The sequence below is a fragment of the Citrobacter sp. RHBSTW-00859 genome, from assembly GCF_013729795.1.
Classification (GTDB): domain Bacteria; phylum Pseudomonadota; class Gammaproteobacteria; order Enterobacterales; family Enterobacteriaceae; genus Citrobacter; species Citrobacter braakii.
In genome coordinates, this window is record NZ_CP056284.1 from 3,824,917 (window position 1) to 3,846,245 (window position 21,329).

Here is a 21,329-nt window from a genome sequence, read left to right on the forward strand (position 1 = left end):
ATTTCTTTTATTTGTTTTCCCATTATGAGGAGTCTGCTTATGACCCGTCTGGCTTCGCGCTTTGGCGCAGCAAACCTTATCCGTCGCGACCGCCCGTTAACCCGTGAGGAGCTGTTTCGCGTGGTGCCCAGTGTGTTCAGCGAGGACAAACATGAATCCCGCAGTGAGCGTTATACCTATATACCTACCATCTCCCTGCTCGACAGCCTACAGCGAGAAGGCTTCCAGCCATTCTTTGCCTGTCAGACCCGCGTGCGTGACCCCGGTCGTCGTGAACATACAAAGCATATGCTGCGTCTGCGGCGTGAGGGGCAGATTACCGGTAAACAGGTACCAGAAATTATCCTGCTCAACTCCCACGATGGCACTAGTTCGTATCAGATGTTGCCGGGACTATTTCGTGCGGTTTGTCAGAACGGGCTCGTCTGCGGTGAGTCGTTTGGCGAGGTGCGGGTGCCACACAAGGGGGACGTGGTGAGTCAGGTGATTGAAGGCGCGTATGAGGTGCTGGGGATTTTTGACCGGGTGGAGGAGAAACGGGATGCCATGCAGTCGTTGCTGTTGCCACCCCCGGCACAGCAGGCACTGGCAAAAGCCGCCCTCACATACCGCTTTGGTGAAGACCACCAGCCGGTGACTGAATCGCAGATCCTCTCCCCTCGCCGCTGGCAGGATGAGAGCAATGACCTGTGGACCACGTACCAGCGTATTCAGGAGAACCTGATTAAGGGCGGGCTCAGTGGCCGTAATGCCAAAGGAGGACGGTCACATACCCGTGCCGTTCGCGGTATCGACGGGGACGTGAAACTTAACCGGGCACTGTGGGTGATGGCGGAAGCCCTGCTCACGCAACTGCAGTGACCGTTTAATGTTGCTGCTTTGTTAATATCGGACACCACCTGTCCGCATCGCACCGTGCTGACGGTCCTCACTCACCGAGGGAAGGCCTGTAACCCCCGCTGCCTCTGGCTTTTGCAGAAATGAAAAATAGTTTCTGTGGTGTCCATACCCTGTCCGACCCCCTCTTTAAAGTAATCACATCATTTTCAGTCAGTTAACTTTCACGGAGAACGTCTCATGACACAGGCAGAACGCCGCCATGACCGGCTGGCTGTCAGGCTGTCACTGATAATCAGCCGTCTGGTGGCAGGGGAAACGCTGAGTGTGCGTAAGCTTGCCGCTGAGTTTGGTGTGTCGGTGCGCACGCTGCGGCGTGATTTTCGTGAGCGGCTGATGTATCTGGACCTGGAGTATCAGTCCGGATATTGCCGCTTACGCACTGCGGGCAGTGAGACGCAGATGGTGCCCGACGTGCTTATCTTTGCCCACCGCAGCGGGATGGCCGGTCTTTTCCCTGGCTTTGACCGTCGTCTGGTAAACGCACTGCTGATGTGCGATGAGTCTCCCTGCGTAATCGCACCCGCCAGTCCGGCTCCTTCGCCATCAGGCGCATTGTCTTTCTGGCGACTGATTCAGGCCATTACCGGGCGCAGGCGGGTGACTCTGATTGCCGAGGGGCAGCGCTGTGAGCGGCTGGCTCCCTGCCGGTTACTCATCCACCAGCAGGCCTGGTATCTGGTGGCAGAGCACGACGGACATATCGCCGTATTCTCCCTGGATGAGATCCATCTGGTTCAGCCCCTGCAGGAGACTTTTCGCCGCAACGACAGTCTGTGCAGTCTGGTTGAAGACCCGGTGTTTATTCAGGCCTTACCCCATTTTCGCTTTATCCAGCAGTCGCTGCTTGCGTTTGTTCCGGCCGACAGCCCACCAGAATAGCGTAAGCGTTGTTATCAACCCGGCAACAGGGAGGAGCCCTATGCCCGTTATTGCCATTATCGCCATTGTTGTCATCGTCATCATTCTGAACAAAACCGGGGTGTCCGACAGTCTCGCGGCCCTGACCCTTGCCACTGTTGCCGCACTGCTGACGGGAGGTGGCGCAGCCGGTGCTGCCAGTGTCGCGCTGACACCGTTCGTCGGCGTGCCGGTGGGTATTTTCGTCGGCATTTATGTCTTTGCCAAAGTGGTTCGTCTGATTTCAGGAAAAAAATAATGAAACGTAAAACACTGCCTCTGCTGGTGCTGGTTGCCACCACGCTGTTTCTCAGCGCATGCGATAACAGAAGTGATGACCTGAAGGCCATCAGCAAATTTAAGGATCTAACCCCACCGCGTTTCAGTGATGTGGTCAGCCACCAGGATGATGTCAGCGAAGAATGGTCACAGGTTGACTACTTATCCGGTCCCACCTTGCAGGTTTTACGTACCCACCAGTCGCCCGATGGCTGCGAGGGTGGCAGTTACTACTACCTCGTGGATATGCAGGAAAAAACCGTCCAGCCACTGATGAATGCGCTGTGTATTGCCGATAACATCAAACTGGAATACCAGGAGGTGACGGACCCGTATACCAAAGAAAAATACTTTGAGTACGCCCATGACGGCAAACTGATGGGGCGACTGCTGATACCCTCAAACCCTGAGAACCAGGAATAAAACAACGACAAAGGAGACAAGAATGACAATACTTTCACTAAGTCGGTTTATGCTGGCGGGTGTACTGCTCGCGAGCTTTAATGCCTCTGCTATCCCGGGGTTCTGGCAGCAGGGTTACGGTCAGGGCAATACGGAATACAGCGTGACCGAAGCCAGCGGAAAGACGTTTACCATCAACTGCACAGGGAACCCGGACCAGAATGGTTTCTATCAGCATTCAGTCTTTCTTACCCTTGCCGATGACAAGATGGTCAGTTCGCACGATGACGACACTACTATCACCGTAGTGATGGATCACCAGCAGTACATTATTCCGTCCAGCCTGGGCTGGCGTAACGGCGATAACGCCTGGTTTGACTTCATCAGCAATATCTCTGAGTCCGGGCAGTTCGACGTCTACGTCAATGACCACAAAGCAGGGACCTTCACTGCGGACCGGAAGAACGCTGAGAAAGTTCTGTCCACTCTCGGAGACTGCAGCAACGACTGATAGTAGTATCTTCCCCAGCAAATCCACCCCGACAGCTAGCAGGCTGCCGGGGTTTTCTTTTATCAGGAGCCCGAAAATGACCCAATCCGTGTTGCTGCCACCGGGGCCTTTCACCCGGAGACAAGCGCAAGCGGTCACTACCACGTACAGCAATATCACACTCGAAGACGACCAGGGCAGTCACTTCCGTCTGGTGGTTCGTGATACTGAAGGCCGGATGGTCTGGCGGGCATGGAACTTTGAGCCGGATGCCGGTGAAGGTCTTAACCGCTATATCCGCACCTCAGGCATCCGTACAGACACGGCCACCCGCTGATCGCGAAGCATTTACCCGCATTCACCTCCCAGAACACACTTTATATCCCCATACGCCAGCCATCGCCGCTGGCGTTTTTATTGACGGAGACATACCCATGACAACACAGACGCAGCACGACCTCGCACCCGCTAACCAACCCGAATTTGAACTGACCGTCACGCCGGTCCCCGATGAACAGCGTATCGATTTCTGGCCACAGTACTTTGGCGCTATCCCGCAGTGGCTACTCCTGGAGCCGCATATCTTCGCCTGGATGGACCGCTTCTGTGAGGGCTACAGCGGTGGTATCTGGTCGTTCTACACCCTCAGCAATGGCGGCGCATTTATGTCCCCCGAGCCTGACAACGATGAGACATGGCGTCTGTTTAACTGCCTGAACGGTAACGATGCCCAAATGAGTGCAGAAGCAGCAGGTATTGCTGTCTGCCTGATTGCGTATAGCCACCATGCCTGCCGTACAGAATGTGACGCGATGACCGCACACTATTACCGCCTGCGGGAGTATGCCATGCAACATCCAGAGGCTCACGCCATTCTGCGTATTATCGACTGACCGAAGGAGCAACAGATGAAACAGCTTTCCTTTTTACCCGGCGAGATGACGCCACAGGACCGGCGTCTCATTCAGCGGGCGCTCAGGGCTCTGGACCGCCACCTGCATGAGCCCGGCGTAGCCTTCACCTCTACCCACGCCGTACGTGAATGGCTGCGACTGCATATGGCCGCGCTTGAGCGGGAAGAGTTCCGGGTGTTGTATCTGGACAACCAGAATCAGTTGATTGCCCATGAAACGCTCTTCACCGGCACGATTAACCGCACCGAGGTGCATCCCCGGGAGGTGGTCAAACGTGCTCTGCACTTCAACGCGGCGGCGGTGATACTCGCGCATAACCATCCTTCCGGCGAGACGACACCTAGCCAGGCCGACAAAACCCTCACGCAGCGACTGGTTCAGGTGCTTCAGCTGGTGGATATCCGTGTCCCTGACCATCTGATTGTCGGTGGCAGGCAAATCTATTCGTTCGCAGAACACGGTCTGCTTTGAGGTATTACATGAAAATTATCAGTAAACGCAGGGCAATGACGATATACCGCCAGCATCCTGAGTCCCGAATCTTTCGCTACTGCACCGGCAAATACCAGTGGCACGGTAGCGTCTGTCATTACACCGGCAGGGACGTTCCGGATATCGCCGGAGTCCTCGCGGTATACGCCGAACGCCGCCAGGACCGCAATGGGCCCTATACCTGCCTGATGAGCATCACCCTGAACTGACAATAGTGGAGAACTGTAATGAGCAACCCTACCAGGGGCCTGCAGCGGGAGATTACACTGCGCCTGAGAGCCCGTCTGGTGCAGGAAGGCAACCGACTGCATTATCTGGCTGACCGGGCCAGCATCACCGGCAAGTTCAGTGACATCGAATGCCGGAAGCTGGATGAAACATTCCCGCACTTTATCCGCCAGATGGAATCGATGCTGACCACCGGTGAACTCAGCCCCCACCATGCCCACTGCGTTACCCTGTACCACAACGATTTAACCTGCGAAGCCGACACCCTTGGCAGTTGCGGCTACGTATACATCGCCATTTACCCCACTCAGCGTTAATTACCTACACGAGAGCAAACATGAAAACTTTACCTGCAACAACTCAGCGGGCGGTGAAGCCCTGCCTGTCACCCGTGGCTGTCTGGCAAATGTTACTGACACGTCTGCTGGAACAGCACTATGGTCTGACAATAAACGACACGCCATTCTGCAATGAGGCTGTGATTAAGGAACACATCGATGCCGGTATCACCCTAGCCGATGCCGTGAATTTTCTGGTAGAAAAATACGAGCTGGTTCGTATCGACAGGAAGGGATTTAGCTGGCAGGAACAATCTCCTTATCTCCGGGCTGCAGACATTCTGCGAGCGCGGCAGGCAACTGGCTTGTTGCGGCAAAGCCGTAACAACGTAGTACGATGAACATTGCGTACAACCTTCCCGATTTACATTTCTGAACTTCCTCCCTTGTTTACCTATTGCGTAATGCGCCTGCTACTACCCGGCAGGCGCGTTATCTTTTTACGGACAAACAATCATGCAACCAGAAGTTGAAGTATTAACCGATCATAATGAGCTAATTTGTTCGAGCTTTATTGAACACATTGCCAACACATTAAATTTAGGAATGGTGTACAACTAAACCTGCAGCCAAGGATGTATAGTGAGCGAAGCCCTATCAGGCCTTTTTGGTCAGTAGATAAGATTGATCTTCGTTGATAGAATTTACTTACACCAGCTGTTACATTAAGATAATTTTTTGGTGGGAGAATGATAAGATCTTACGTAACAATTTGATTTTAATGGTGCCGATAATAGGAGTCGAACCTACGACCTTCGCATTACGAATTAGTAGAATTATATTTAACTAACTGTTTTACATGCACATTACCGCATTCACATTGCGCAACTCAATGGCACATGATGTAAGTTAGTGAATACAGCTGCTACATGTATGACACAAAAATGGCACATGATGACGAGACTATGCATGCTCGTTGCGTGTTTCCATACGTAGCGTTTTTTTTAGATCAGGGAGTGTTACCATATGATAATGTTAAATTTTTATAGAATGGCAAAGATGCGTAAATATGTTTATTTCATTTTAGGCTTTCTAACTTTTCAGCTATCACTATTAGCACACGCTGAAAGCACATTTAAAATTATAAAGCAAGAATTGATCTTCCCACTGGGGTTGATAAAAGAATCTCACGCAAGCACTATTGCAGAGATGAGTAATGGAACCATCCTTGTCTCATGGTTTGGTGGGACAAAAGAGGGTGATGATGACGTAAAGATTTGGCAATCCTCCATGACTGAATCCGGATGGTCAAAACCGCGCGTTGTTGCCTATGGCAGTGAGGATGGCAAGCCGCTTCCTACATGGAATCCAGTTTTATTCAATATACATAATAAAACATACCTTTTCTATAAAGTAGGAAAAACACCTAGCACATGGGAAGGTAAATATATTACTTCGACCAACAATGGGTTAAGTTGGAGTAAAAAACAAGCATTGCCAAACGGAATTTACGGGCCAATAAAAAACAAGCCAATTCTTTCTGGAAAGAACGTTTTGTTCCCTTCCAGTGAGGAGAATGATAAGGGATGGTTTGTTCACATAGAAACAACCAGTAACATGAAGAATTTTAATAAGATAGAAGTATCGAAACCTACAGGCACCTCAGCTATACAACCAACGCTATTAAAATTCCGTGATAATGAGATAAAAATGTATACTCGCAGCGATCAAGGAGTATTAATGGAATCTCAGTCATCAGATAGTGGTCACTCATGGACTACGCTAAGAAAAAGCACGATACCCTCAACTAATAGTGGTGTTGACGGCATCGTATTACGAGATGGTACAGGGTTAATTGTGCATAACCCAGGGAAAGACAGAAGCATCTTGTCTATTTCCAGATCTAATGATAACGGGAAAACATGGGGTAATGTGTTAACGCTGGAATCACAAGAGGGAAAAGAGTTCTCCTATCCTGCGATTATACAAAGCTCAAATGGGAAAATACATATAACTTATACTTACAACAGAGAATCAATCAAACATATAACGTTAGAAGAAAATAACAAATAAAATAGTGATATCTATGTGGGGGCAACTATGAAGACACCCCCATCTTTTAAATTACAATGGGAAAAATGGATATTTGCTTACAATTTCTAACACTCCATTATTGACTCTAACTTCATCTCCGATATTTACAGTTATGTCATCATCGACTTTATAACGCTGTGACACACCAAGTAAATCTCCTTTACCGTTCCATAAAACCAAATTCTTTACGATGTTATTTTCAATAATAGCGTATTTCATTATGCATACTCCCAGACAATAACAACCCCACTGCTACCAGATGCACCATTGTATTGTGCGCTGCTATTTTGATATGCATTTGCGCCACCACCTCCAGCACCATAGCCGGTAGCTTCTCTACCAATGCCTGCTGTACCGTGTGGGCTACCACCAGCCCCTAATATACTACTAGCACCTCCTCCCGAAATAATGACGTTGGCAGAAAATGCCATGCCTATGCTAGGGTTATTTCCAGATAAGTTTATGATATTCCCACCAGTGGCTGTAGGAATTCCAGAAGCATTCTGGATAATTGGAGGAGCGGAGTTACCTGAACCACCACCATATCCGCCACCTGCGGTAATCGTTCCAAAAGAAGTGCCACCTCCATTCCCTCCATTACCATTTACTCCACCAGCACCACCAGCACCAATAATTACGGTGTATGCTGAGTCTAAATTGGCGATACGGGATTTAGCGTAGGCGCCACTTCCCCCTCCACACCCAACTGCAACACTGGTAGAATTAGTAGTACCAACCCCACCTCCCCCTCCACCAGCCCCCTGAACCTCAACAATGATGCTTTTCGTTCCTGGGGTTGGCGTATAAGTCCCGGATGTCGTTATTGTGCGAACACCAATAAGCCGTCCTGTTGCTGCCTGCTCTATCGCACTCGCTAATTGCGCAGAGAGCCCCGCAATATCACCATCATCTTTCACATCCTCATTGGTCTTATCTGCGATAAACTGCCCCGCAGCAGCCGCCATTGCCGTTCCTTGCCTCAGACCTTTGTTCACCTGAGCACTTGATGCCTTCCCTGATGTAAAGCCAGCAGATAGGACAGGTAATGATTCCCAGTCTGTCTGAGTTGTTACGTTAGCACCAGAGCCGGTTGCAAATGGTTTAAATTCATTTTTAGCCATCAGAGTAATTTCCCCCATGCACCGGCATCGAAACCGGAGATATAGTCATTGTCCATGTCGAATCCAAAGAATTTTGTGCCCTCGCTGGGTGTTTCCACCGAAGGCGTTTCAATGCCACCAGCCCATACACCGGCAGCCTTTACAGTTAGATAGCCCTGCCGGATGGCTGTTATCAGTTCGAGAGAGACATCGGCAATATCAGTTTCCGGAAATACCCAGACCGATATCGTCATGTCCTGGTTGTCGACAATCTGCATACGCAGGCCAGATCCCGTCGTCGCAGCGTCGAGAATTGCGGGCAGTGAATCGTTGCGACCGTCCCAATTGTTAATCGCAATTTTAGCTTTGAGAATGACGCGGTAGGTGTCATCGCTCAGCGTTGTATAGCCCGAATCAGGGTCATACGGTCCTTGCCAGACACCCTGGTCATATCCCAAACCGTCGGTATCCCAGCTGAAATAAACACCGCTAATCGGCTGGCTAACCGTTCTGCTGCGCCCTATCCAGATCCCGAGCGTGTCGAGCTGCACGCCGACTGCCGTATCGATATCGAAGGCTGTTACAAGCCCTGACATAGTGCTGGACACATCAATCAGCGGGCGGGTGCTCAGATCTATATGGTCAAAAAACTGTGGCTTGGTAGCGTGGTAGTTAGTAATCAGTTCGGTGTATTTGCTCATGACGTCACCGTTAGAACAATATTTTCCGGCTTACAGGACGCTGATTCGTTGTAAGCGATATTGATATTAGCCGCCGCTACAGTTCCGGCAGATTTGCCAATCAGCAGCTCCTGAATGTCGTAATAGCGTGCACTACCGCCACTGACTACGCCGAGGTTCGCCGGGGAGTAAATGCGGCTCAGCAGAACAGAATCACCGATCGTCAGCCCGTTGATGTAATCCGCGACGGCCTGCTGAATCTGTACGCCAATTTGCGACGTGTAGCCCGTAAAGGCTTTCAGTGTGATATGCCCGAAAATCGGGACATCAGTCGAGCGCGAAAAACTGATCACGTGTGGATTGCCGTAAGTGTCCGGTACCGTGACAGAGGTCGTCCCGTAGGTCGCCGTTCCCTGCCCTTTATTACCCCGGATAGTCTGGGCAATGTCGGTTACGTCCCCACCGTCCACTATGGCCGAGATAGAGTGTGGCGGCAGCCCGTTACTATCGGTAGCACCGGTATCATTCTCGTAGAGCTTGTGACGTGTCACGCCAGCAACGTTAGCAATCGCACCGTCAACGCCCTCAAACGGCGTGATAGAGGGTAGCGCGACGCTCTGCCCCTGCCTGATGCGAAGCTCTGCGTCGGTTTCTGCCTGTGCGCCTACGGTGGCCGCCGCCGGGTTTGTTACCGATGTCCAGCCTCGGGTCGGCGTGTTGATGGTAGTAATTGTTCCCGCCAGCGCTGCGACCGCGCCGCTGTTTGAGCAGGTGGCAGTGGCCGTCACCGTACCGTCAACGCCAATCACTACCGAGGCAGGAAGGCGCCAGATCACGTTATTAGTGTCTTTCACGGTACCGTTCGTGATAATTGTCCCTGCGGTGCCGGTGAGCAGCAGATCCACGGTGGAGTTCGTCGCCCCTTTGCGCGCAATACCGTTAATTTTCACATTGCTGGTCAGCGCCGCGCCGTACCCGGTAGCCGGTGAAAAGCAGTTATAGACTGTTATCGCTGTGTTGTTGGCGTCGTGGATAGCCAGCGCCACCAGCGCCACCATTTGGCCGTCTTTACTGTCCGGTTCCAGATAGGCGTCACTGCCATAAATCTGCTGGAAATAGCTCGTCAGGGTATCGAGTATCGTCTGGTAGTCAGGCGCACTGATCCCCTCAGCGGTTACCGTTGCCGATAAGCCGAGTGTGTCCAAATTGAGGGCCATTTATGCCTCGCTGGTTACTGTCGTTGTTCCGTAGATGGTGTCTATTTCAGAGAAGAACTGGACGCGCCGCGTCGTGGTATTCACTGTCGTATTGAAGGAGAGGATGGACTTCACCCCCCGTGTTTCGAGGATGCGCTTACGGATCGCCAGGTTGTAGGTTTCTGGCTTCTGCTTACCGAGTACGGACTGAATCCACGGTGTCCCCTCTGTGGTGTCGAGAAACCATTGCCCATACCACAATTCGAATCTCGTTTTCACAGCCTGCGCCACGGCCTCAGGTGAGTTAATCAGCCATGTATCATCGCCGCTGCCAAAGGTGTAATCGCCGTCGGCGTCTTCACGTCTGTATCGCATCAGTTCACCCCGCCAGAATTGCCGCTTCCCGTCTGAACGCCTTTGTGGGTATGCGTGTCGTCAATGGATTTACCGTTCGATTTAAGTGCTCCGAAGAATTCTATCGCACCAGTAATTTTCGCCGCTGTGCCGCTGGCGAGACTGCCGACCATCCCTCCCATCCAGGTGAGTAGTCCGGTAATCGTGACCTTCGCCGAAAACGTCGATTCGGGGGCGATAACATCGAGACCGCCCGGCGCTACGATTTTAATTTTCTGCGTGGTGGGATTGAGCTCGAAATAGGTGCTCCCGTCGTCGCTGCGCAGCTGCGTGGCCCCGGTACTGATACCGCCGATTTTCTTTGCTTGTGACTGCGGCCCGATGATACAGAACGCATCCGATAAATCATGCACCCGGTCGTCGACAGGCTCCTGAACCCCGCCGTTCTGCCACCAAAAATCGATGCAGCGATCGGCGAAAATCACCAGGCATTCATCGCCGGCTTTAACCGGGAACGTTAGCGTGCATCCCCCGCCGCGCGGGAATACCACCGGCACATCCACCAGCAGCGGGTAATTTTTGGTAATGCGGTTCCCGTCGTTATCCGTTTCAACCGAACGGATAGCAGGCTGCACCACAGCCGTTACCGTACCCGGGTCGAACGACTGGACGATGCCAGGTAAAGCAACGCGGATCTGGTTTTTTATGGTTTCCCGCTCAGATTTGAATGTTTCGGCAAGGTCGCCGCTGCGGGTCTGGTCAGATACTGCCATTGGGTAGGCTCCAGAAAGCAAAAAACCCGCCGGGAGGCGGGTCTTGATAGACGGTTTACTACTTAACTTAAGGTAACATCGACTTTATCTCTCTAGCATTTGCTATAGCAGCGTCTTTGTCATACTGAGTAACTGTTTCTTTAAGCTTGTAATCAGCTTTGGTGCGTAACTGTTTAGTTAGATGCAAAATGCCAGCAAGCTCCTTTTGTTTTGGCGGAGTCATGCCCCCGTTCAAACCTGAACATAAATTCGCATTTAGTGAATTTATTAGCTTGTCATGCATGCCTGAAGGTGCATCCGAAAGTAATATGCCAGCCTTCTTAACTCGGTCAATGACATGCAAATAACCTGAGTAATAGGCTCTGCTTACAGAGTTTCTGAGTTGCATTTCATCTGCAGCCGAATCGAAATCACATGCTAAATCCAAGAAATCATCAGGCGTTACAGGCATCAGCTTTATCTTCCTTTGACTCACTCACAAACACAGCGCCAACTTCCCAATCAACTACCCCATCCTGGACACGCTTAGTTATCAAGCTTAAGTTCATCGCTGCACAAGCTTGAGGTTCTAGATCAGGAACATGCAATTCGTATAGCAACGATGTTTCATCAGCATATTCCGAAACATCGATCAAATGGTTAACGGCTTGCAGTTTTTGCCCGAGATTCAACTCATCGTACATAATTTCAGCAAGATGCTTGATTGTCTCAGACTTGCCGGTTTTTTCAGCAAGTTCTAAATAGCCCATTCCATTTTCCATGTCGCTCCTCTCTTTTTCATAACCATTGGAGAAGACTTCATCCAACATATTGGTTTTGGTAAGCAGAGAATACATCTCACGCATGAACGCAAAGTCACCAGTATTCATGGCATAAAACAAGGCATCACGAGCAATTAATGGGCTCATAACCTGCTCACGAGATCGCCGAGTAATTTCGCGAGCAACTACTGGTCCACAACGCCAAAAAGCACACAGTGAATACTGACGCCAAGTGATCCAATCTTGGGGACGCAAAGTAAGCGCCTCTTCCATTAGCTCAGAACCTAGTTCAGGGTTGTTCATTGAGTAATAGATAGTTGCTAATGCAACAGATTTTAACCCCTTAGTTCGAATCTCTTCTGCCTGAGCCAGCATCCGCTTAGCTACAAAATCCGTAATCTCCTGTTGAAAGAAAAGATACGGCTTAATGTTAGCCATTATGCGGTTAGTCGTTTCGATATCCCTATCTTCTTGTGTCTTGAGCTGTGTCACAAAGTCTCACTTTACAGGTTTTGTGCAGAAAATTCCCTTGAACAAGGGCATGGGATTGTCTGCTTAAATGTGCCCTGAGTCAATGCACCAACACTATTCGTTATGGTGTAACTTCACTTTAGCTTGATGGAGAGAAGCTCGCCAAGTTTTTAAAGGGGTTGCATAGATGTTAAGTATCTATTTTCTTACACGGGAAAGATCCGATAATTTTCGGCGCGTCCATGCTGTTCTGAAGCAGTTGGACGTTCAGGAAACGCGTTTCAGTGCCTGGGCGGCGAATAAACTCGAAACCATAATTGTTACCGTCTTTGGCTGGCATAAGGCCCATGTCAGCCTTCATTCCATTGCCGTTGCCGAGCGTCTTAATTTTCTGGGAGGTTACGGTCTCACCATTAATTCTGAACAGTGAATCAGGGATCAACTCTAATTTGTAGCCACCGCACTGAAGCGTGATGCCGCCAGGATTCGCAGCAAACGCCAATCCCGGAAGAAAACAGAGTCCGATAACAATCCACTTTTTCACTATCCAACCTCCCGCTGTAAAGACGTCGCCGAACGGAGATCCGCCGCGCCACGCGCTTCGCACATCATATCCATGTACCACGCCTGGCCCCTTGTGTCGCCAGTGTACATAATCCCGCGCACAATATAAACGCCATCCGTTGCGATGCTGGCAGGCTGCGCCGTGGTACCGCTGAGCGTGATATTACCGTCGGTGTTCTGGTCTGTGATCTGCCCACCTGCCATCGCGATATCGTTGTTCGACAACGCTGTGCGGAATACAGAGGCCTGATCCAGCTGAATGAGCCCGTTTACCCGGATGTTCGGGTTAATCAGCGCGCGGACGTTTACGCCATTGCCGATGGTCTGCTGCGGCATACCGATCAGCCCGGTGGCGCTGTTGAGCACAATCGCGTCGTGAACATACTCGTTATTCGCCACCATCTGCCGCTGGCCGTCCACGAACTGCCATGTTGCGCCACATTGCCCGGCCACGTTATCCATAAGATGCCGTGTCATGCCAAACAGCACCCGGCCCCGGGGGAACACGGTTACAGGCATTTCTGGCGTCAGACCTTCGGTCGCGCCTTTGGCCTCGAAGTCCTTCATCAGCGCGCGGTTCACATCTGCGACCGTATAACCGGCTGCCAGCGTTTGCGAGGTTATGCTGGTGGCAAAAGCCAGATCAGCATCTGCCGCCTGAATCAGGACATAGGAATCGATCGGACTGTCCTTTCCTGTGACCGAGTAGCGAATTTCACCGCTGAAAATCAGTCCGTAGTTGCGGCCATCACTCTGGCCCACGGCCGCCGCGTCGACTTCCCGAACGGTCCCGACATCGCTGGCCGATACCTCCGGCGCGATACCGTCGTAACCGGCAATCAGCCGTACTTTCGAAAACTCCTGCCCGGTGATGCGATTCACCGTATCGGCTGACAGGTTGTAGATTTTGAACGTTCCCACACGGGACGCGCTGCTGATGTTGAACCAGTCGATCGTGAAGGTCACTTTAAAATCGCTGAGCTCAATACCCTGCCCGCTCTCATCCACGAGCTGCAGCTCGAAATGTCTCATCCAGTTCTGTGACATGCTTACTCCGTTGATACCAGTAAATGACTGCGGCCGCCAAGGTCGGTTTTCGTGGGATAATCCTGTGTACTTTCGTCGCAGATCACCACCAGCTTAAAACCGAGGCCCATATAGGCGTACTGCGCCAGCAGGTCAGCACCCGTGACGAGAGGAATACCGGAGATTACCGACTCCCCTCTGTCGTTCTGCAGGTCCATAATCCAGTACAGATCGCGCCAGGTGATGCTAATCCGCCAAGTGGTCCCCGCAAGGATGATGCTGAATTGCTGGTTATCCGCTGTAAGCGGGATTTCCTGAATTGCCATTAGCCGAGCCCCAGTAATGACGCCGCATTACCCGTGATGCTTTGCAGCAGCGAGGTATTTGGCGGCTTTGTGGTTTTGTTCCCGGTATTCAGTACCGCCGACGTGCTGGCCCCGTCCTTCATGTTGGTTTTATCCGCGACGGTGATCTGCTGCGTCTGCGAGATAAGAACCTCCCTCAGGGTGAGGACGACCGACAGGACATTTTCAGTTGTTTTGTCGGTCGTCACTTCCAGCGCGCGGATCAGCATGTTGCTGTACAGCCGTTTACCGGTCACCACATCGAAAGGGATACGACTCGCCTGCAGGTCCAGAATTTCCTGATACGTCTGCTGCGGACTCAGGCCCAGTAAGCTGGTGGCAGTCAGGTTACTGGCAAAATCCAGTAACGATCCGCCTCCAGCGAAACCGACCTCCATCACCACTTCAGACGGTTTTTTGTAGGCGTGGTCAGCGATGGCGGCCCCAACCTCGACGGGGTGCTCGGTTATCTCCAGCGTGTCGTTGTGCTTCTCTGAGACAACAACGCTCGGGATAATCATCCCTATTTTCCGAGTCTGCTGTTGAAAGAGCGTAGAGAGAATATCCATTAACCCACCTTAGTTTGATTACCGCGCATGACCTGGGCATTTGCAGACTGCTGCCGACGTTCAACCTCAGTACCAACAGAACGCGGATCACCGCCACCAAAAATGTTATAGGTGTTTTTCTGATCCACACGCACACCGTTCCCGGGCATGTTGCTCATCACTTTCGGGATATAGTTGCGGGTTTCCTGCGGCATGAGAGCCATGCCGTGCTTTTGCACGTTCCCGATCCCCCAGTTGTAAGACGCGAGCGCCTTACTCAGGTCTCCACCGTTCGCCTGCAGTAGCCGGGAAAGGTACTTCGCAGCAGCTTGCGCCGACTTCTCCGGGTCGAAAACATCGTTCCCGCGCAGCCCCATGTCACGCGCGGTGCCGTCCATAAACTGAAACAGACCTTTCGCGCCAGCACCGGACACCGCAAACTGATTGCCCCCAGATTCCGTAATCGCAACGCTTTTCAGCAGTCCTTCCGGAAGCCGGTATAGCTGCTCCAGATTGGTAAGCATCGGCTGCATCCAGCCCAGCAACTCAGAACCCGCTTTGGTTGGCTGTGGTCGCTTAACTGACTGGCCGTACTGCTCTGGTTCATCATCGCCAAACCAGCCGCGCACTGTGCGTCCCACGCTACGAGGATCAAACCCAAGCGTGTTTTTCATCCATTCGGCGGTACTGTTCGCACTGTCGGTCACCATCGGCATAGCACTCGGATTCCCGCTACCCTGATTCAGGAGCTGATTACCAATGCTGGCAGCCTCAGACCATCGCCCATCTTTGATAGCATTCAACAGATCCGCAATCATGTTCAGCATCTTGCTGAATTCGCCCATTTGCGAAATGAAATTGCTGAAATCCCACTTCAGGGACCATGATTTCGGATCAATGTTGAGCAGCTTCGCCAGCGCTTTCGTCAGGTCGATGACGGTAGTCTGCAGGTCACGCGTCATCTTCAGCGCGGCGTCGACTTCTGGCTTCCATTTACCCCAGTCAATCAGGCTCTGACCGCCTTCTTTCCATGTTTTATAGTCTTCCCACAGCAGCGCAATACCAGCAGCCAGCGCGGTGATCAGGCCAATCGGTGACATCCAGAACGTGCTGTTCAGAATGCGCAGCGCAATTGTCAGCGCGCCAAACAGTGAGATCAGTTCCCGCGTTTGTTTGTCGAGTGATTGCCACCAGGTGATAAGGTCTGATGTTCCCTCAATGAGCCGGAAGAACAGCCGCCCGATGATGTCCCCGAGCGCCAGAATGCCCTTTATGGCTTTCGTCAGGGTCTGCTCGATGCGCGGGAAGTTGTCCAGGATATGACGGCGCAGGGTGTCCAGCGAACCCGCCAGGCCACCAGCAAGATTAGAGCCGATTTTGTCACGGGCCATGCCTGCCATCGCGCCAAACTCGCGCAAAGAGGTCATGAATTTGTTAGAGCTTCTGGCCGCCTCGTCAGCATTAAAACCGATCGCCTTCGCCATCGCGCTGTACTGCCCGGAGAAACCACCCACACCACGGCGCATCGCCATCAAGGTATTTTCATCGATGCCCAGCATCTGCGCATACTGATTGGCTTTGTAATACGGCATGCTGCTGAGCTTCTGACCGACACCCGTAAAGATAGCGGCCATGTCGCGCATGTTACCGCTGGCATCACGGCTCTGTACGCCCAGGCGATTAAGGAAGCCTTCCGCACCGGGATTATTTCGCACAAACCGGGAGAGGCTTTCCAGAGATGAGCGCGCCGCGTCCACGCTGCCGCCCACCTGCGAAACCGCATAGCCAATCGACTGAATCCCCTGAACCGTCGCGCCGGTGCGCTGTGATGCCCAGTAAAGATTATCCAGACCTGAGGCGATCTTAGCGGTGAAAGCCACCACGGTAAGCGCGGCACCTTCGACGGCCAGCCCCATTTTGATGGCGTTTGCGGTCGTACCTGCGAGGACTGAATCGAACTTTTCCGCGCCTGCTTCGTCAATATCGAAGCCGAGTGAGACGAGGAAATCTTTAATAGTCTCAGCGTTCATTATCCTCTCTCCATTTCTCAATACGGCGCTGGTTGTCTGCCTTAACGGCCAGGTGGTCATTCATCAGCGCGATATCGCACAGATCGACTGATCCATCCTTTAGCGCGTAATAAGGGATTAACCCGGCGTCAACCGGGTCAAGGAGATAAGACAGCCCGTCAGGCAGGCTGTTGAGGGTTAGCCCTGAGGCTGGTCCGCCGTCGCGCTGGTAGGGCTCACGGGCAAAAAATTTCCCAGCGAATCGGCGACCACCCGCGCCACCAGCTGCAGCATGACGAGCAGATCGATATCGTCGAACATCAACTGGCCGCTATTAAACACCGGCGTCCATCCGTCCATATGCTTACGTGATACCACGGCCAGGCAAGGATGAATAATTGCGTTGGTGTCTTCCTCGGTCAGAGACGACAACTCATCAGCAATTCGCGGCAGCAGGGTTTCGAACACCGGTTTCAGCTGTTCGAATTTCACGGTGTCGATTTTGCCGTCGGCAGGCAGCAGGGAGCGAATGCTCCCGAAATCTGACATCATCCCAGCCAGCACCGGCAGCAGTTTGCGCGTGACTTTCAACTGGTCAAAAACGCTGAGCTTTGCCACGCGGTAATCGTGGCCTTTGATTGAACATTCCATTCGTTAAAACTCCCCAAGAACCTGGTCGATTTTGCCGCCGTCAAATACCCACGGCATCGTGTTGCCTGCTTTTGCGTTGGCGTTATCCGGCTGTTTCTGGAATGCCACGCTGCGCGCCGTGATGATGTCCCCGCTCACCTTATTTCGGATCACAATGACGTTGTTCCCCCAGGTACCTGAGGACTGACTCTGGGCGTTATACGCCAGCGACAGTTTTTTGTTTGTCGGTGAGGTCTTCAACAGGTTGACGGTAATCGTGCCGCTTTTGTCCGCATGCAGGCTGTGCATTACTTCACCATCAGCGCCAATAGTCATGGTGTTTTTAGGGCCGCCCATCGCGACGGTGATCCCTTCTTCTGAGTTGGCAGAGCCATAACCCAGATCAATCTCTCCGGTCGGGCCAGAAAGGGACGCCGTGACGTCCATAAAAGAATAAGTAGCCATTCAGTTTCCCCTTAGCGAACGACGTTGATCTGCACATCAGCGAAATGCACCGCACCCGCCAGCTTACAGGCCACCTGAATTACCGGTGCCTTACGCGCTTCGCGGTCTGCCTGCGCCTGCTCGGAAATCGGCTGCGCGTACACGTAATACCCTTTCGTCAGGGTGTCGCCGGAATCCAGCTGCCCAATCGGGCCACCGCTCCAGACGCCAGCCGCCACCAGTCCGTTTGTGACAGACTGATCCATCGACTGTTCGACATTGGAAAGGAGGCGCGTAACGCCAGCATCGGTCTGTGGGACTTTGGTTGTGCTGGTGTAGAGCAGGTTATACAGGTTGGTCTGAACGTAGTTCTGCAGCCAGTCGAGCCCGTGGCGTTCATCGAAGAAATCACCGCTGGACATGACGCCCTGCTGCAGGATTGCCGTATCGTTCTGGTAGTACACAAACACGTTGCAATTCTTGGCATCCAGCGCCGCCGCCTGATTGGTGGTCAGGGTTTCATACGTGATCCCCGGCTCCTGTTTGAATTTCAGGGTAATGGTGGTGTTGCTGCCGTTGAAATTCACGGTAAACGCGCGGCCAAACGCTGACAGCGCGGCGTATTTGTTGCTGGTGGAATACTGCACGAACGTGCGCCCGTACTTTGCCGCCTTGAGTTTAGAGGCCAGATCGGTTGTCGACGTCGTGTTAATCGTTTCCGGATCGTCAGTAGTGATCGCCAGAATGCGGCTGAGGCTGGAAGCCTCAATAGCAGCGGCCACGCTCAGCCAGTCGGCATCGTCGATATCCTCATCATCCGCCACGGCCAGACCGTACCAGTTCGTGTAATTCAGCACGGCGTTCACAGCCTGCAGCAGGGTTTCCGTTGAACCGCTTTCAGCCGATACAAGCGTTTTCGCCCAGCGGCCCACATACACCTGTTGCGGTTTGGGCGACTGTGAGAAATAAACGGTAGCAGCGTCGTATTCCGGGCTATCCACGCCGAAATCAGAGCCGATATCTTCAGGGGATGAGTAAAGGCGAATGCGCTCCGTTACCGGAATAACCGTCGAGCTCCCGAGAATGAGCAGTGAGCCAAAGTTTCGACCAGTAGCCGCACGCGGCCCAATGATCACGTCGACATTAACGACGTTAGATACAGGTAATCCCTGCGGCATAATTTAGTCTCCGAAAAATGAAACGGGCGCATCTTCCAGCGTCCTGACGTTGTAGGTGCGAGTGTTCTTGCGGGACAGCGTGATGGTGAGGTCGTACCGCCTTACCCACTGGTTGTTGATGAGTTCAGGCAGGTTGTAGATGGTCCCGGCATCCACCAGCGAGAGGCCGGATAGATTCAGTTCGGCATTATTTTGCTCTACGAAAATCCCCGACCGGAATGTTGATGCGGTGCTGGAGCCCAGAGGGCCATAGAAGCAACAAATCACCGTGACCTGTTCCCAGGTCCACTGCTCTGATTGTTCATCCGAAACCTGAACATCAGACTGGCTTAACGGCTGCGGGACGGTGGTTATACCGAAACCGCACCAAGTGACTCCGTTCTTCGGGATAAGCGGCTGAGGGTCGGTCCAGCGAGAGAAAACAACTTTCGCTGGCAACCCCGACACGCCACGAATCCACCGGCTGATTTCCCGCTCCAGTTCTTCGTCATACTTTGGGCCTTCCCCGACGGGTGTCAGGTAGCCGCGCGCGGTGCTGTCGTTACTCAACTGGCGTCCCTCCGTCGAAATCCATCAGCTCACAATGGGCCTGCACAAAACCGGCACCGTAGCGGGTGTACGGGTCAACGAACGTCACACGATATTCACGGCCGCAATACGTCACCACATCAGCATCCAGTCGGGGGTTGGTGTCCGTTTCTGGCTGTCCCTGCGTCAGCCGGAACTGCGTCAAAATCAGGATCGCCCCGTTGATGTTCTGGCCGGCTGCCATGCGTTTGGCTTCGAGAGAGCGGTCTACGGTCACCACCCCGATAAACGGGATATCCTGCGGGGTGTTGGTCGGGAAATTATCGCTGTCGACCGTCTGTATCTGCCGGTGGCAAACCAGAGTGTCATCAGCGAAATCAGGATCGAGTAGAACCTCACTCACATCGAGAAACGGCATTATTTCGACCTCACGATGTAGTTGATGGAGCGCAGCAGGTAACCGCGGGCCCACAGGGGTTTGTCATCAATAATCGGGGGTTTTGAAGCCCGACGGCGTTTTATGGTTGCCTCGGAAAGGGGCTGTAACTGATCGCCTGAACTAATAACGGCTTTAGAGGCATCACGCGCGATCTGCCCGGCGCTTTCCAGTTCACGCATAGCCGCATCCTGTTTACCGTCCAGCGCCGCAATGGCCGCCGCTTTCAGGTGTTCTGTGGTGCGGGGCCTCGATTCCTCGATCCCCATATCCAGAAACGGGCGCGGTGGTAGCGTGACGGTTGTCCCGTCGATTTCAACCGTTGCCCCAGTCGACTGCAGGTAGCCGATTTCAGCGTTATTGATTTTTGAACCATCTTCACGAGACGCACTATCTGCCGGGATGCCCACCAGCACATCCATACCGGAAAGCTGCCGAAGGGATTCCAGCACCGCGACAGAATTATCCGTGGTAACCGTCAGTCCGCTTTTCACAGAAGCTGTCTCCCTCCAGCGCCGAACATAGACCACCACCAGTAGAACTCCCGCCCGTAGGCGGTGTTGTTCCAGAAACCAGCGTCAGGATTAATAACGCCGGTGGTGTCATAGCTCACAGATACCTTGTCCACCGATTTGGAGGACACGACACCCGCAGATCCGTTACTGTTCACGCCGCCAGCGCTCGCCGCAGAAAGTGTTTTCCCACGCAGTTCCGTATAGTGGGCGGTGAAAAGCTCAGCCAGATAGACGAACTGATCGCCGAGCACGTCCTGATTCAGGAGCGTGTCCGCCTGCCCCAGATAAAAATTTACTGAGGGGTCAGGGTAGCGGGTGGTGTCGGCGAATTCGGGGAAGTCGGTGCGGAACTGCTCGTTAGTTGGAAGCCTGCTGTTTTTTGGCATTTTTCGCGTCCCCACCGGTGTTCTCGGTTTTGTCCGTGGTATCGGCAGGTTTACCGCCTGCAGCTGCCAACGCTGCATCCAGCTGCGCTTTCAGGCTGGTAATTTCATTACCCTGCTCAGTGATGGTGTTTTCATGAACCACCAGCTGCGCTTTCAGGGTGTTATTTTCCTCGGCCAGCAGAACCAGGCTTGCCGCGAGGTCTTCGGCGTTCTGTTCTTCCGCCAGTTCAGATTCGTCCAGCGGCTTAGCGTAGGCTTTAAAGGCCCAGTGATCTTTTACGTTACCGGGGAAGAAAGAACCGTCATAGATACCCTGCAACAGCTCAAATTTAGTGCCGTCAGCGAAGCTCAGGGTTGCGCCACCAGAAACAACGTATTTCATGTTAATGCTCCATAAAAAACGGCGGGTTTC

34 protein-coding genes are annotated in these 21,329 nt (G+C 52.6%); 12 read left to right on the plus strand and 22 right to left on the minus strand.

Annotated features, from left to right (window positions below):
• Positions 1 to 39 precede the first annotated feature (39 nt).
• From HV302_RS19140 to HV302_RS19195, 12 genes are all read left to right on the plus strand, one after another.
• A complete protein-coding gene (locus tag HV302_RS19140; RefSeq protein WP_000197389.1) occupies positions 40 to 861 on the plus strand; it encodes a DUF932 domain-containing protein in 822 nt (273 codons plus the stop codon).
• A gap of 216 nt (positions 862 to 1,077) precedes the next feature.
• Positions 1,078 to 1,779 (plus strand): DeoR family transcriptional regulator, encoded by a 702-nt coding sequence (locus tag HV302_RS19145; RefSeq protein WP_039025442.1) that lies wholly within the window; start codon positions 1,078 to 1,080, stop codon positions 1,777 to 1,779.
• 40 nt (positions 1,780 to 1,819) lie between these two features.
• Complete coding sequence (ypjK, locus tag HV302_RS19150; protein ID WP_001144031.1) at positions 1,820 to 2,056, plus strand: protein YpjK; 237 nt, start codon at positions 1,820 to 1,822, stop codon at positions 2,054 to 2,056.
• Positions 2,056 to 2,499, plus strand: coding sequence for a YfjS/YafY family lipoprotein (locus tag HV302_RS19155; RefSeq protein ID WP_053263801.1), 444 nt, complete (start codon positions 2,056 to 2,058; stop codon positions 2,497 to 2,499). The genes ypjK and HV302_RS19155 overlap by 1 nt, the downstream gene beginning before the upstream one ends.
• Before the next feature lie 22 nt (positions 2,500 to 2,521).
• The gene (ykfB, locus tag HV302_RS19160) at positions 2,522 to 2,989 is read left to right on the plus strand and encodes a protein YkfB (protein ID WP_023305531.1); all 468 of its coding nucleotides are present in this window, start codon (positions 2,522 to 2,524) and stop codon (positions 2,987 to 2,989) included.
• A gap of 76 nt (positions 2,990 to 3,065) precedes the next feature.
• Entirely contained in the window at positions 3,066 to 3,305 is a 240-nt protein-coding gene (locus tag HV302_RS19165) for a DUF905 domain-containing protein (RefSeq protein WP_000194654.1), read from the plus strand.
• A gap of 97 nt (positions 3,306 to 3,402) precedes the next feature.
• On the plus strand, positions 3,403 to 3,861 hold the full coding sequence (locus HV302_RS19170) for an antirestriction protein (protein WP_000211838.1): 459 nt from the start codon (positions 3,403 to 3,405) through the stop codon (positions 3,859 to 3,861).
• A 15-nt stretch (positions 3,862 to 3,876) separates the two neighbouring features.
• Entirely contained in the window at positions 3,877 to 4,353 is a 477-nt protein-coding gene (locus tag HV302_RS19175) for a JAB domain-containing protein (RefSeq protein WP_000811693.1), read from the plus strand.
• 8 nt (positions 4,354 to 4,361) lie between these two features.
• The gene (locus HV302_RS19180) at positions 4,362 to 4,583 is read left to right on the plus strand and encodes a DUF987 domain-containing protein (protein ID WP_000691994.1); all 222 of its coding nucleotides are present in this window, start codon (positions 4,362 to 4,364) and stop codon (positions 4,581 to 4,583) included.
• Between the two features lie 18 nt (positions 4,584 to 4,601).
• Positions 4,602 to 4,919 carry a type IV toxin-antitoxin system antitoxin YafW gene (gene yafW, locus HV302_RS19185; RefSeq protein WP_032180339.1) on the plus strand — a complete coding sequence of 106 codons (318 nt, stop codon included), beginning with the start codon at positions 4,602 to 4,604 and terminating at the stop codon, positions 4,917 to 4,919.
• Between the two features lie 20 nt (positions 4,920 to 4,939).
• The gene (ykfI, locus tag HV302_RS19190; RefSeq protein WP_000854680.1) at positions 4,940 to 5,281 is read left to right on the plus strand and encodes a type IV toxin-antitoxin system toxin YkfI; all 342 of its coding nucleotides are present in this window, start codon (positions 4,940 to 4,942) and stop codon (positions 5,279 to 5,281) included.
• A gap of 625 nt (positions 5,282 to 5,906) precedes the next feature.
• The gene (locus HV302_RS19195) at positions 5,907 to 6,953 is read left to right on the plus strand and encodes a sialidase family protein (RefSeq protein ID WP_001619368.1); all 1,047 of its coding nucleotides are present in this window, start codon (positions 5,907 to 5,909) and stop codon (positions 6,951 to 6,953) included.
• Positions 6,954 to 7,004: 51 nt separating this feature from the next.
• On the opposite strand, the gene HV302_RS19200 is transcribed toward HV302_RS19195, so the two are convergent.
• The 22 genes from HV302_RS19200 to HV302_RS19300 form a co-directional block, all read right to left on the minus strand.
• Positions 7,005 to 7,193 (minus strand): hypothetical protein, encoded by a 189-nt coding sequence (locus tag HV302_RS19200; protein ID WP_001619367.1) that lies wholly within the window; start codon positions 7,191 to 7,193, stop codon positions 7,005 to 7,007.
• Positions 7,193 to 8,095, minus strand: coding sequence for a glycine-rich domain-containing protein (locus HV302_RS19205; RefSeq protein ID WP_181626431.1), 903 nt, complete (start codon positions 8,093 to 8,095; stop codon positions 7,193 to 7,195). The genes HV302_RS19200 and HV302_RS19205 overlap by 1 nt, the downstream gene beginning before the upstream one ends.
• Positions 8,095 to 8,775, minus strand: a complete 681-nt coding sequence (locus tag HV302_RS19210) for a DUF2612 domain-containing protein (protein WP_181626432.1) — start codon at positions 8,773 to 8,775, stop codon at positions 8,095 to 8,097. The genes HV302_RS19205 and HV302_RS19210 overlap by 1 nt, the downstream gene beginning before the upstream one ends.
• On the minus strand, positions 8,772 to 9,971 hold the full coding sequence (locus HV302_RS19215; protein ID WP_181626433.1) for a baseplate J/gp47 family protein: 1,200 nt from the start codon (positions 9,969 to 9,971) through the stop codon (positions 8,772 to 8,774). The genes HV302_RS19210 and HV302_RS19215 overlap by 4 nt, the downstream gene beginning before the upstream one ends.
• The gene (locus tag HV302_RS19220) at positions 9,972 to 10,325 is read right to left on the minus strand and encodes a hypothetical protein (RefSeq protein WP_181626434.1); all 354 of its coding nucleotides are present in this window, start codon (positions 10,323 to 10,325) and stop codon (positions 9,972 to 9,974) included. It abuts the gene before it with no gap.
• A complete protein-coding gene (locus HV302_RS19225) occupies positions 10,325 to 11,077 on the minus strand; it encodes a Gp138 family membrane-puncturing spike protein (RefSeq protein ID WP_181626435.1) in 753 nt (250 codons plus the stop codon). The genes HV302_RS19220 and HV302_RS19225 overlap by 1 nt, the downstream gene beginning before the upstream one ends.
• A 67-nt stretch (positions 11,078 to 11,144) precedes the next feature.
• The gene (locus HV302_RS19230) at positions 11,145 to 11,528 is read right to left on the minus strand and encodes a hypothetical protein (RefSeq protein ID WP_181626436.1); all 384 of its coding nucleotides are present in this window, start codon (positions 11,526 to 11,528) and stop codon (positions 11,145 to 11,147) included.
• Positions 11,512 to 12,276 (minus strand): hypothetical protein, encoded by a 765-nt coding sequence (locus HV302_RS19235; protein WP_181626437.1) that lies wholly within the window; start codon positions 12,274 to 12,276, stop codon positions 11,512 to 11,514. Before HV302_RS19235 ends, HV302_RS19230 begins: the two co-directional genes overlap by 17 nt.
• Before the next feature lie 223 nt (positions 12,277 to 12,499).
• Positions 12,500 to 12,853 (minus strand): hypothetical protein, encoded by a 354-nt coding sequence (locus HV302_RS19240; RefSeq protein ID WP_181626438.1) that lies wholly within the window; start codon positions 12,851 to 12,853, stop codon positions 12,500 to 12,502.
• Positions 12,853 to 13,920 (minus strand): hypothetical protein, encoded by a 1,068-nt coding sequence (locus HV302_RS19245; RefSeq protein ID WP_181626439.1) that lies wholly within the window; start codon positions 13,918 to 13,920, stop codon positions 12,853 to 12,855. The genes HV302_RS19240 and HV302_RS19245 overlap by 1 nt, the downstream gene beginning before the upstream one ends.
• Positions 13,921 to 13,922: 2 nt before the next feature.
• Positions 13,923 to 14,225, minus strand: coding sequence for a phage baseplate plug family protein (locus HV302_RS19250; protein WP_181626440.1), 303 nt, complete (start codon positions 14,223 to 14,225; stop codon positions 13,923 to 13,925).
• Complete coding sequence (locus HV302_RS19255) at positions 14,225 to 14,812, minus strand: phage baseplate protein (RefSeq protein ID WP_181626441.1); 588 nt, start codon at positions 14,810 to 14,812, stop codon at positions 14,225 to 14,227. Before HV302_RS19255 ends, HV302_RS19250 begins: the two co-directional genes overlap by 1 nt.
• Positions 14,812 to 16,821, minus strand: coding sequence for a transglycosylase SLT domain-containing protein (locus HV302_RS19260; protein WP_181626442.1), 2,010 nt, complete (start codon positions 16,819 to 16,821; stop codon positions 14,812 to 14,814). Before HV302_RS19260 ends, HV302_RS19255 begins: the two co-directional genes overlap by 1 nt.
• Positions 16,811 to 16,975, minus strand: coding sequence for a DUF6889 family protein (locus tag HV302_RS28380; protein WP_023229521.1), 165 nt, complete (start codon positions 16,973 to 16,975; stop codon positions 16,811 to 16,813). The genes HV302_RS19260 and HV302_RS28380 overlap by 11 nt, the downstream gene beginning before the upstream one ends.
• A gap of 23 nt (positions 16,976 to 16,998) precedes the next feature.
• Entirely contained in the window at positions 16,999 to 17,451 is a 453-nt protein-coding gene (locus tag HV302_RS19265; RefSeq protein WP_181626443.1) for a phage tail assembly chaperone, read from the minus strand.
• A gap of 3 nt (positions 17,452 to 17,454) precedes the next feature.
• Positions 17,455 to 17,895: a DUF3277 family protein gene (locus HV302_RS19270; RefSeq protein ID WP_181626444.1), complete on the minus strand. Its 441-nt coding sequence runs from the start codon at positions 17,893 to 17,895 to the stop codon at positions 17,455 to 17,457.
• Positions 17,896 to 17,906: 11 nt separating this feature from the next.
• The gene (locus HV302_RS19275) at positions 17,907 to 19,052 is read right to left on the minus strand and encodes a DUF3383 family protein (protein WP_181626445.1); all 1,146 of its coding nucleotides are present in this window, start codon (positions 19,050 to 19,052) and stop codon (positions 17,907 to 17,909) included.
• Between the two features lie 3 nt (positions 19,053 to 19,055).
• Entirely contained in the window at positions 19,056 to 19,601 is a 546-nt protein-coding gene (locus tag HV302_RS19280; RefSeq protein WP_136698461.1) for a phage neck terminator protein, read from the minus strand.
• Positions 19,594 to 19,998 (minus strand): head-tail adaptor, encoded by a 405-nt coding sequence (locus HV302_RS19285; RefSeq protein ID WP_181626446.1) that lies wholly within the window; start codon positions 19,996 to 19,998, stop codon positions 19,594 to 19,596. Before HV302_RS19285 ends, HV302_RS19280 begins: the two co-directional genes overlap by 8 nt.
• A complete protein-coding gene (locus tag HV302_RS19290) occupies positions 19,998 to 20,510 on the minus strand; it encodes a hypothetical protein (RefSeq protein ID WP_181626447.1) in 513 nt (170 codons plus the stop codon). Before HV302_RS19290 ends, HV302_RS19285 begins: the two co-directional genes overlap by 1 nt.
• Positions 20,507 to 20,917, minus strand: a complete 411-nt coding sequence (locus HV302_RS19295; RefSeq protein WP_155027390.1) for a DUF4054 domain-containing protein — start codon at positions 20,915 to 20,917, stop codon at positions 20,507 to 20,509. Before HV302_RS19295 ends, HV302_RS19290 begins: the two co-directional genes overlap by 4 nt.
• On the minus strand, positions 20,889 to 21,299 hold the full coding sequence (locus tag HV302_RS19300; RefSeq protein ID WP_181626448.1) for a hypothetical protein: 411 nt from the start codon (positions 21,297 to 21,299) through the stop codon (positions 20,889 to 20,891). The genes HV302_RS19295 and HV302_RS19300 overlap by 29 nt, the downstream gene beginning before the upstream one ends.
• Positions 21,300 to 21,329: the final 30 nt, after the last annotated feature.

Bases quoted from the DNA above. Each gene is read 5' to 3' on its own strand.
- HV302_RS19140 (WP_000197389.1), top strand. From the start codon at position 40: ATGACCCGTCTGGCTTCGCGCTTTGGCGCAGCAAACCTTATCCGTCGC.
- HV302_RS19145 (WP_039025442.1), top strand. From the start codon at position 1,078: ATGACACAGGCAGAACGCCGCCATGACCGGCTGGCTGTCAGGCTGTCA.
- ypjK (WP_001144031.1), top strand. From the start codon at position 1,820: ATGCCCGTTATTGCCATTATCGCCATTGTTGTCATCGTCATCATTCTG.
- HV302_RS19155 (WP_053263801.1), top strand. From the start codon at position 2,056: ATGAAACGTAAAACACTGCCTCTGCTGGTGCTGGTTGCCACCACGCTG.
- ykfB (WP_023305531.1), top strand. From the start codon at position 2,522: ATGACAATACTTTCACTAAGTCGGTTTATGCTGGCGGGTGTACTGCTC.
- HV302_RS19165 (WP_000194654.1), top strand. From the start codon at position 3,066: ATGACCCAATCCGTGTTGCTGCCACCGGGGCCTTTCACCCGGAGACAA.
- HV302_RS19170 (WP_000211838.1), top strand. From the start codon at position 3,403: ATGACAACACAGACGCAGCACGACCTCGCACCCGCTAACCAACCCGAA.
- HV302_RS19175 (WP_000811693.1), top strand. From the start codon at position 3,877: ATGAAACAGCTTTCCTTTTTACCCGGCGAGATGACGCCACAGGACCGG.
- HV302_RS19180 (WP_000691994.1), top strand. From the start codon at position 4,362: ATGAAAATTATCAGTAAACGCAGGGCAATGACGATATACCGCCAGCAT.
- yafW (WP_032180339.1), top strand. From the start codon at position 4,602: ATGAGCAACCCTACCAGGGGCCTGCAGCGGGAGATTACACTGCGCCTG.
- ykfI (WP_000854680.1), top strand. From the start codon at position 4,940: ATGAAAACTTTACCTGCAACAACTCAGCGGGCGGTGAAGCCCTGCCTG.
- HV302_RS19195 (WP_001619368.1), top strand. From the start codon at position 5,907: ATGATAATGTTAAATTTTTATAGAATGGCAAAGATGCGTAAATATGTT.
- HV302_RS19200 (WP_001619367.1), bottom strand. From the start codon at position 7,193: ATGAAATACGCTATTATTGAAAATAACATCGTAAAGAATTTGGTTTTA.
- HV302_RS19205 (WP_181626431.1), bottom strand. From the start codon at position 8,095: ATGGCTAAAAATGAATTTAAACCATTTGCAACCGGCTCTGGTGCTAAC.
- HV302_RS19210 (WP_181626432.1), bottom strand. From the start codon at position 8,775: ATGAGCAAATACACCGAACTGATTACTAACTACCACGCTACCAAGCCA.
- HV302_RS19215 (WP_181626433.1), bottom strand. From the start codon at position 9,971: ATGGCCCTCAATTTGGACACACTCGGCTTATCGGCAACGGTAACCGCT.
- HV302_RS19220 (WP_181626434.1), bottom strand. From the start codon at position 10,325: ATGCGATACAGACGTGAAGACGCCGACGGCGATTACACCTTTGGCAGC.
- HV302_RS19225 (WP_181626435.1), bottom strand. From the start codon at position 11,077: ATGGCAGTATCTGACCAGACCCGCAGCGGCGACCTTGCCGAAACATTC.
- HV302_RS19230 (WP_181626436.1), bottom strand. From the start codon at position 11,528: ATGCCTGTAACGCCTGATGATTTCTTGGATTTAGCATGTGATTTCGAT.
- HV302_RS19235 (WP_181626437.1), bottom strand. From the start codon at position 12,276: ATGGCTAACATTAAGCCGTATCTTTTCTTTCAACAGGAGATTACGGAT.
- HV302_RS19245 (WP_181626439.1), bottom strand. From the start codon at position 13,920: ATGTCACAGAACTGGATGAGACATTTCGAGCTGCAGCTCGTGGATGAG.
- HV302_RS19250 (WP_181626440.1), bottom strand. From the start codon at position 14,225: ATGGCAATTCAGGAAATCCCGCTTACAGCGGATAACCAGCAATTCAGC.
- HV302_RS19255 (WP_181626441.1), bottom strand. From the start codon at position 14,812: ATGGATATTCTCTCTACGCTCTTTCAACAGCAGACTCGGAAAATAGGG.
- HV302_RS19260 (WP_181626442.1), bottom strand. From the start codon at position 16,821: ATGAACGCTGAGACTATTAAAGATTTCCTCGTCTCACTCGGCTTCGAT.
- HV302_RS19265 (WP_181626443.1), bottom strand. From the start codon at position 17,451: ATGGAATGTTCAATCAAAGGCCACGATTACCGCGTGGCAAAGCTCAGC.
- HV302_RS19270 (WP_181626444.1), bottom strand. From the start codon at position 17,895: ATGGCTACTTATTCTTTTATGGACGTCACGGCGTCCCTTTCTGGCCCG.
- HV302_RS19275 (WP_181626445.1), bottom strand. From the start codon at position 19,052: ATGCCGCAGGGATTACCTGTATCTAACGTCGTTAATGTCGACGTGATC.
- HV302_RS19285 (WP_181626446.1), bottom strand. From the start codon at position 19,998: ATGCCGTTTCTCGATGTGAGTGAGGTTCTACTCGATCCTGATTTCGCT.
- HV302_RS19295 (WP_155027390.1), bottom strand. From the start codon at position 20,917: ATGCCAAAAAACAGCAGGCTTCCAACTAACGAGCAGTTCCGCACCGAC.
- HV302_RS19300 (WP_181626448.1), bottom strand. From the start codon at position 21,299: ATGAAATACGTTGTTTCTGGTGGCGCAACCCTGAGCTTCGCTGACGGC.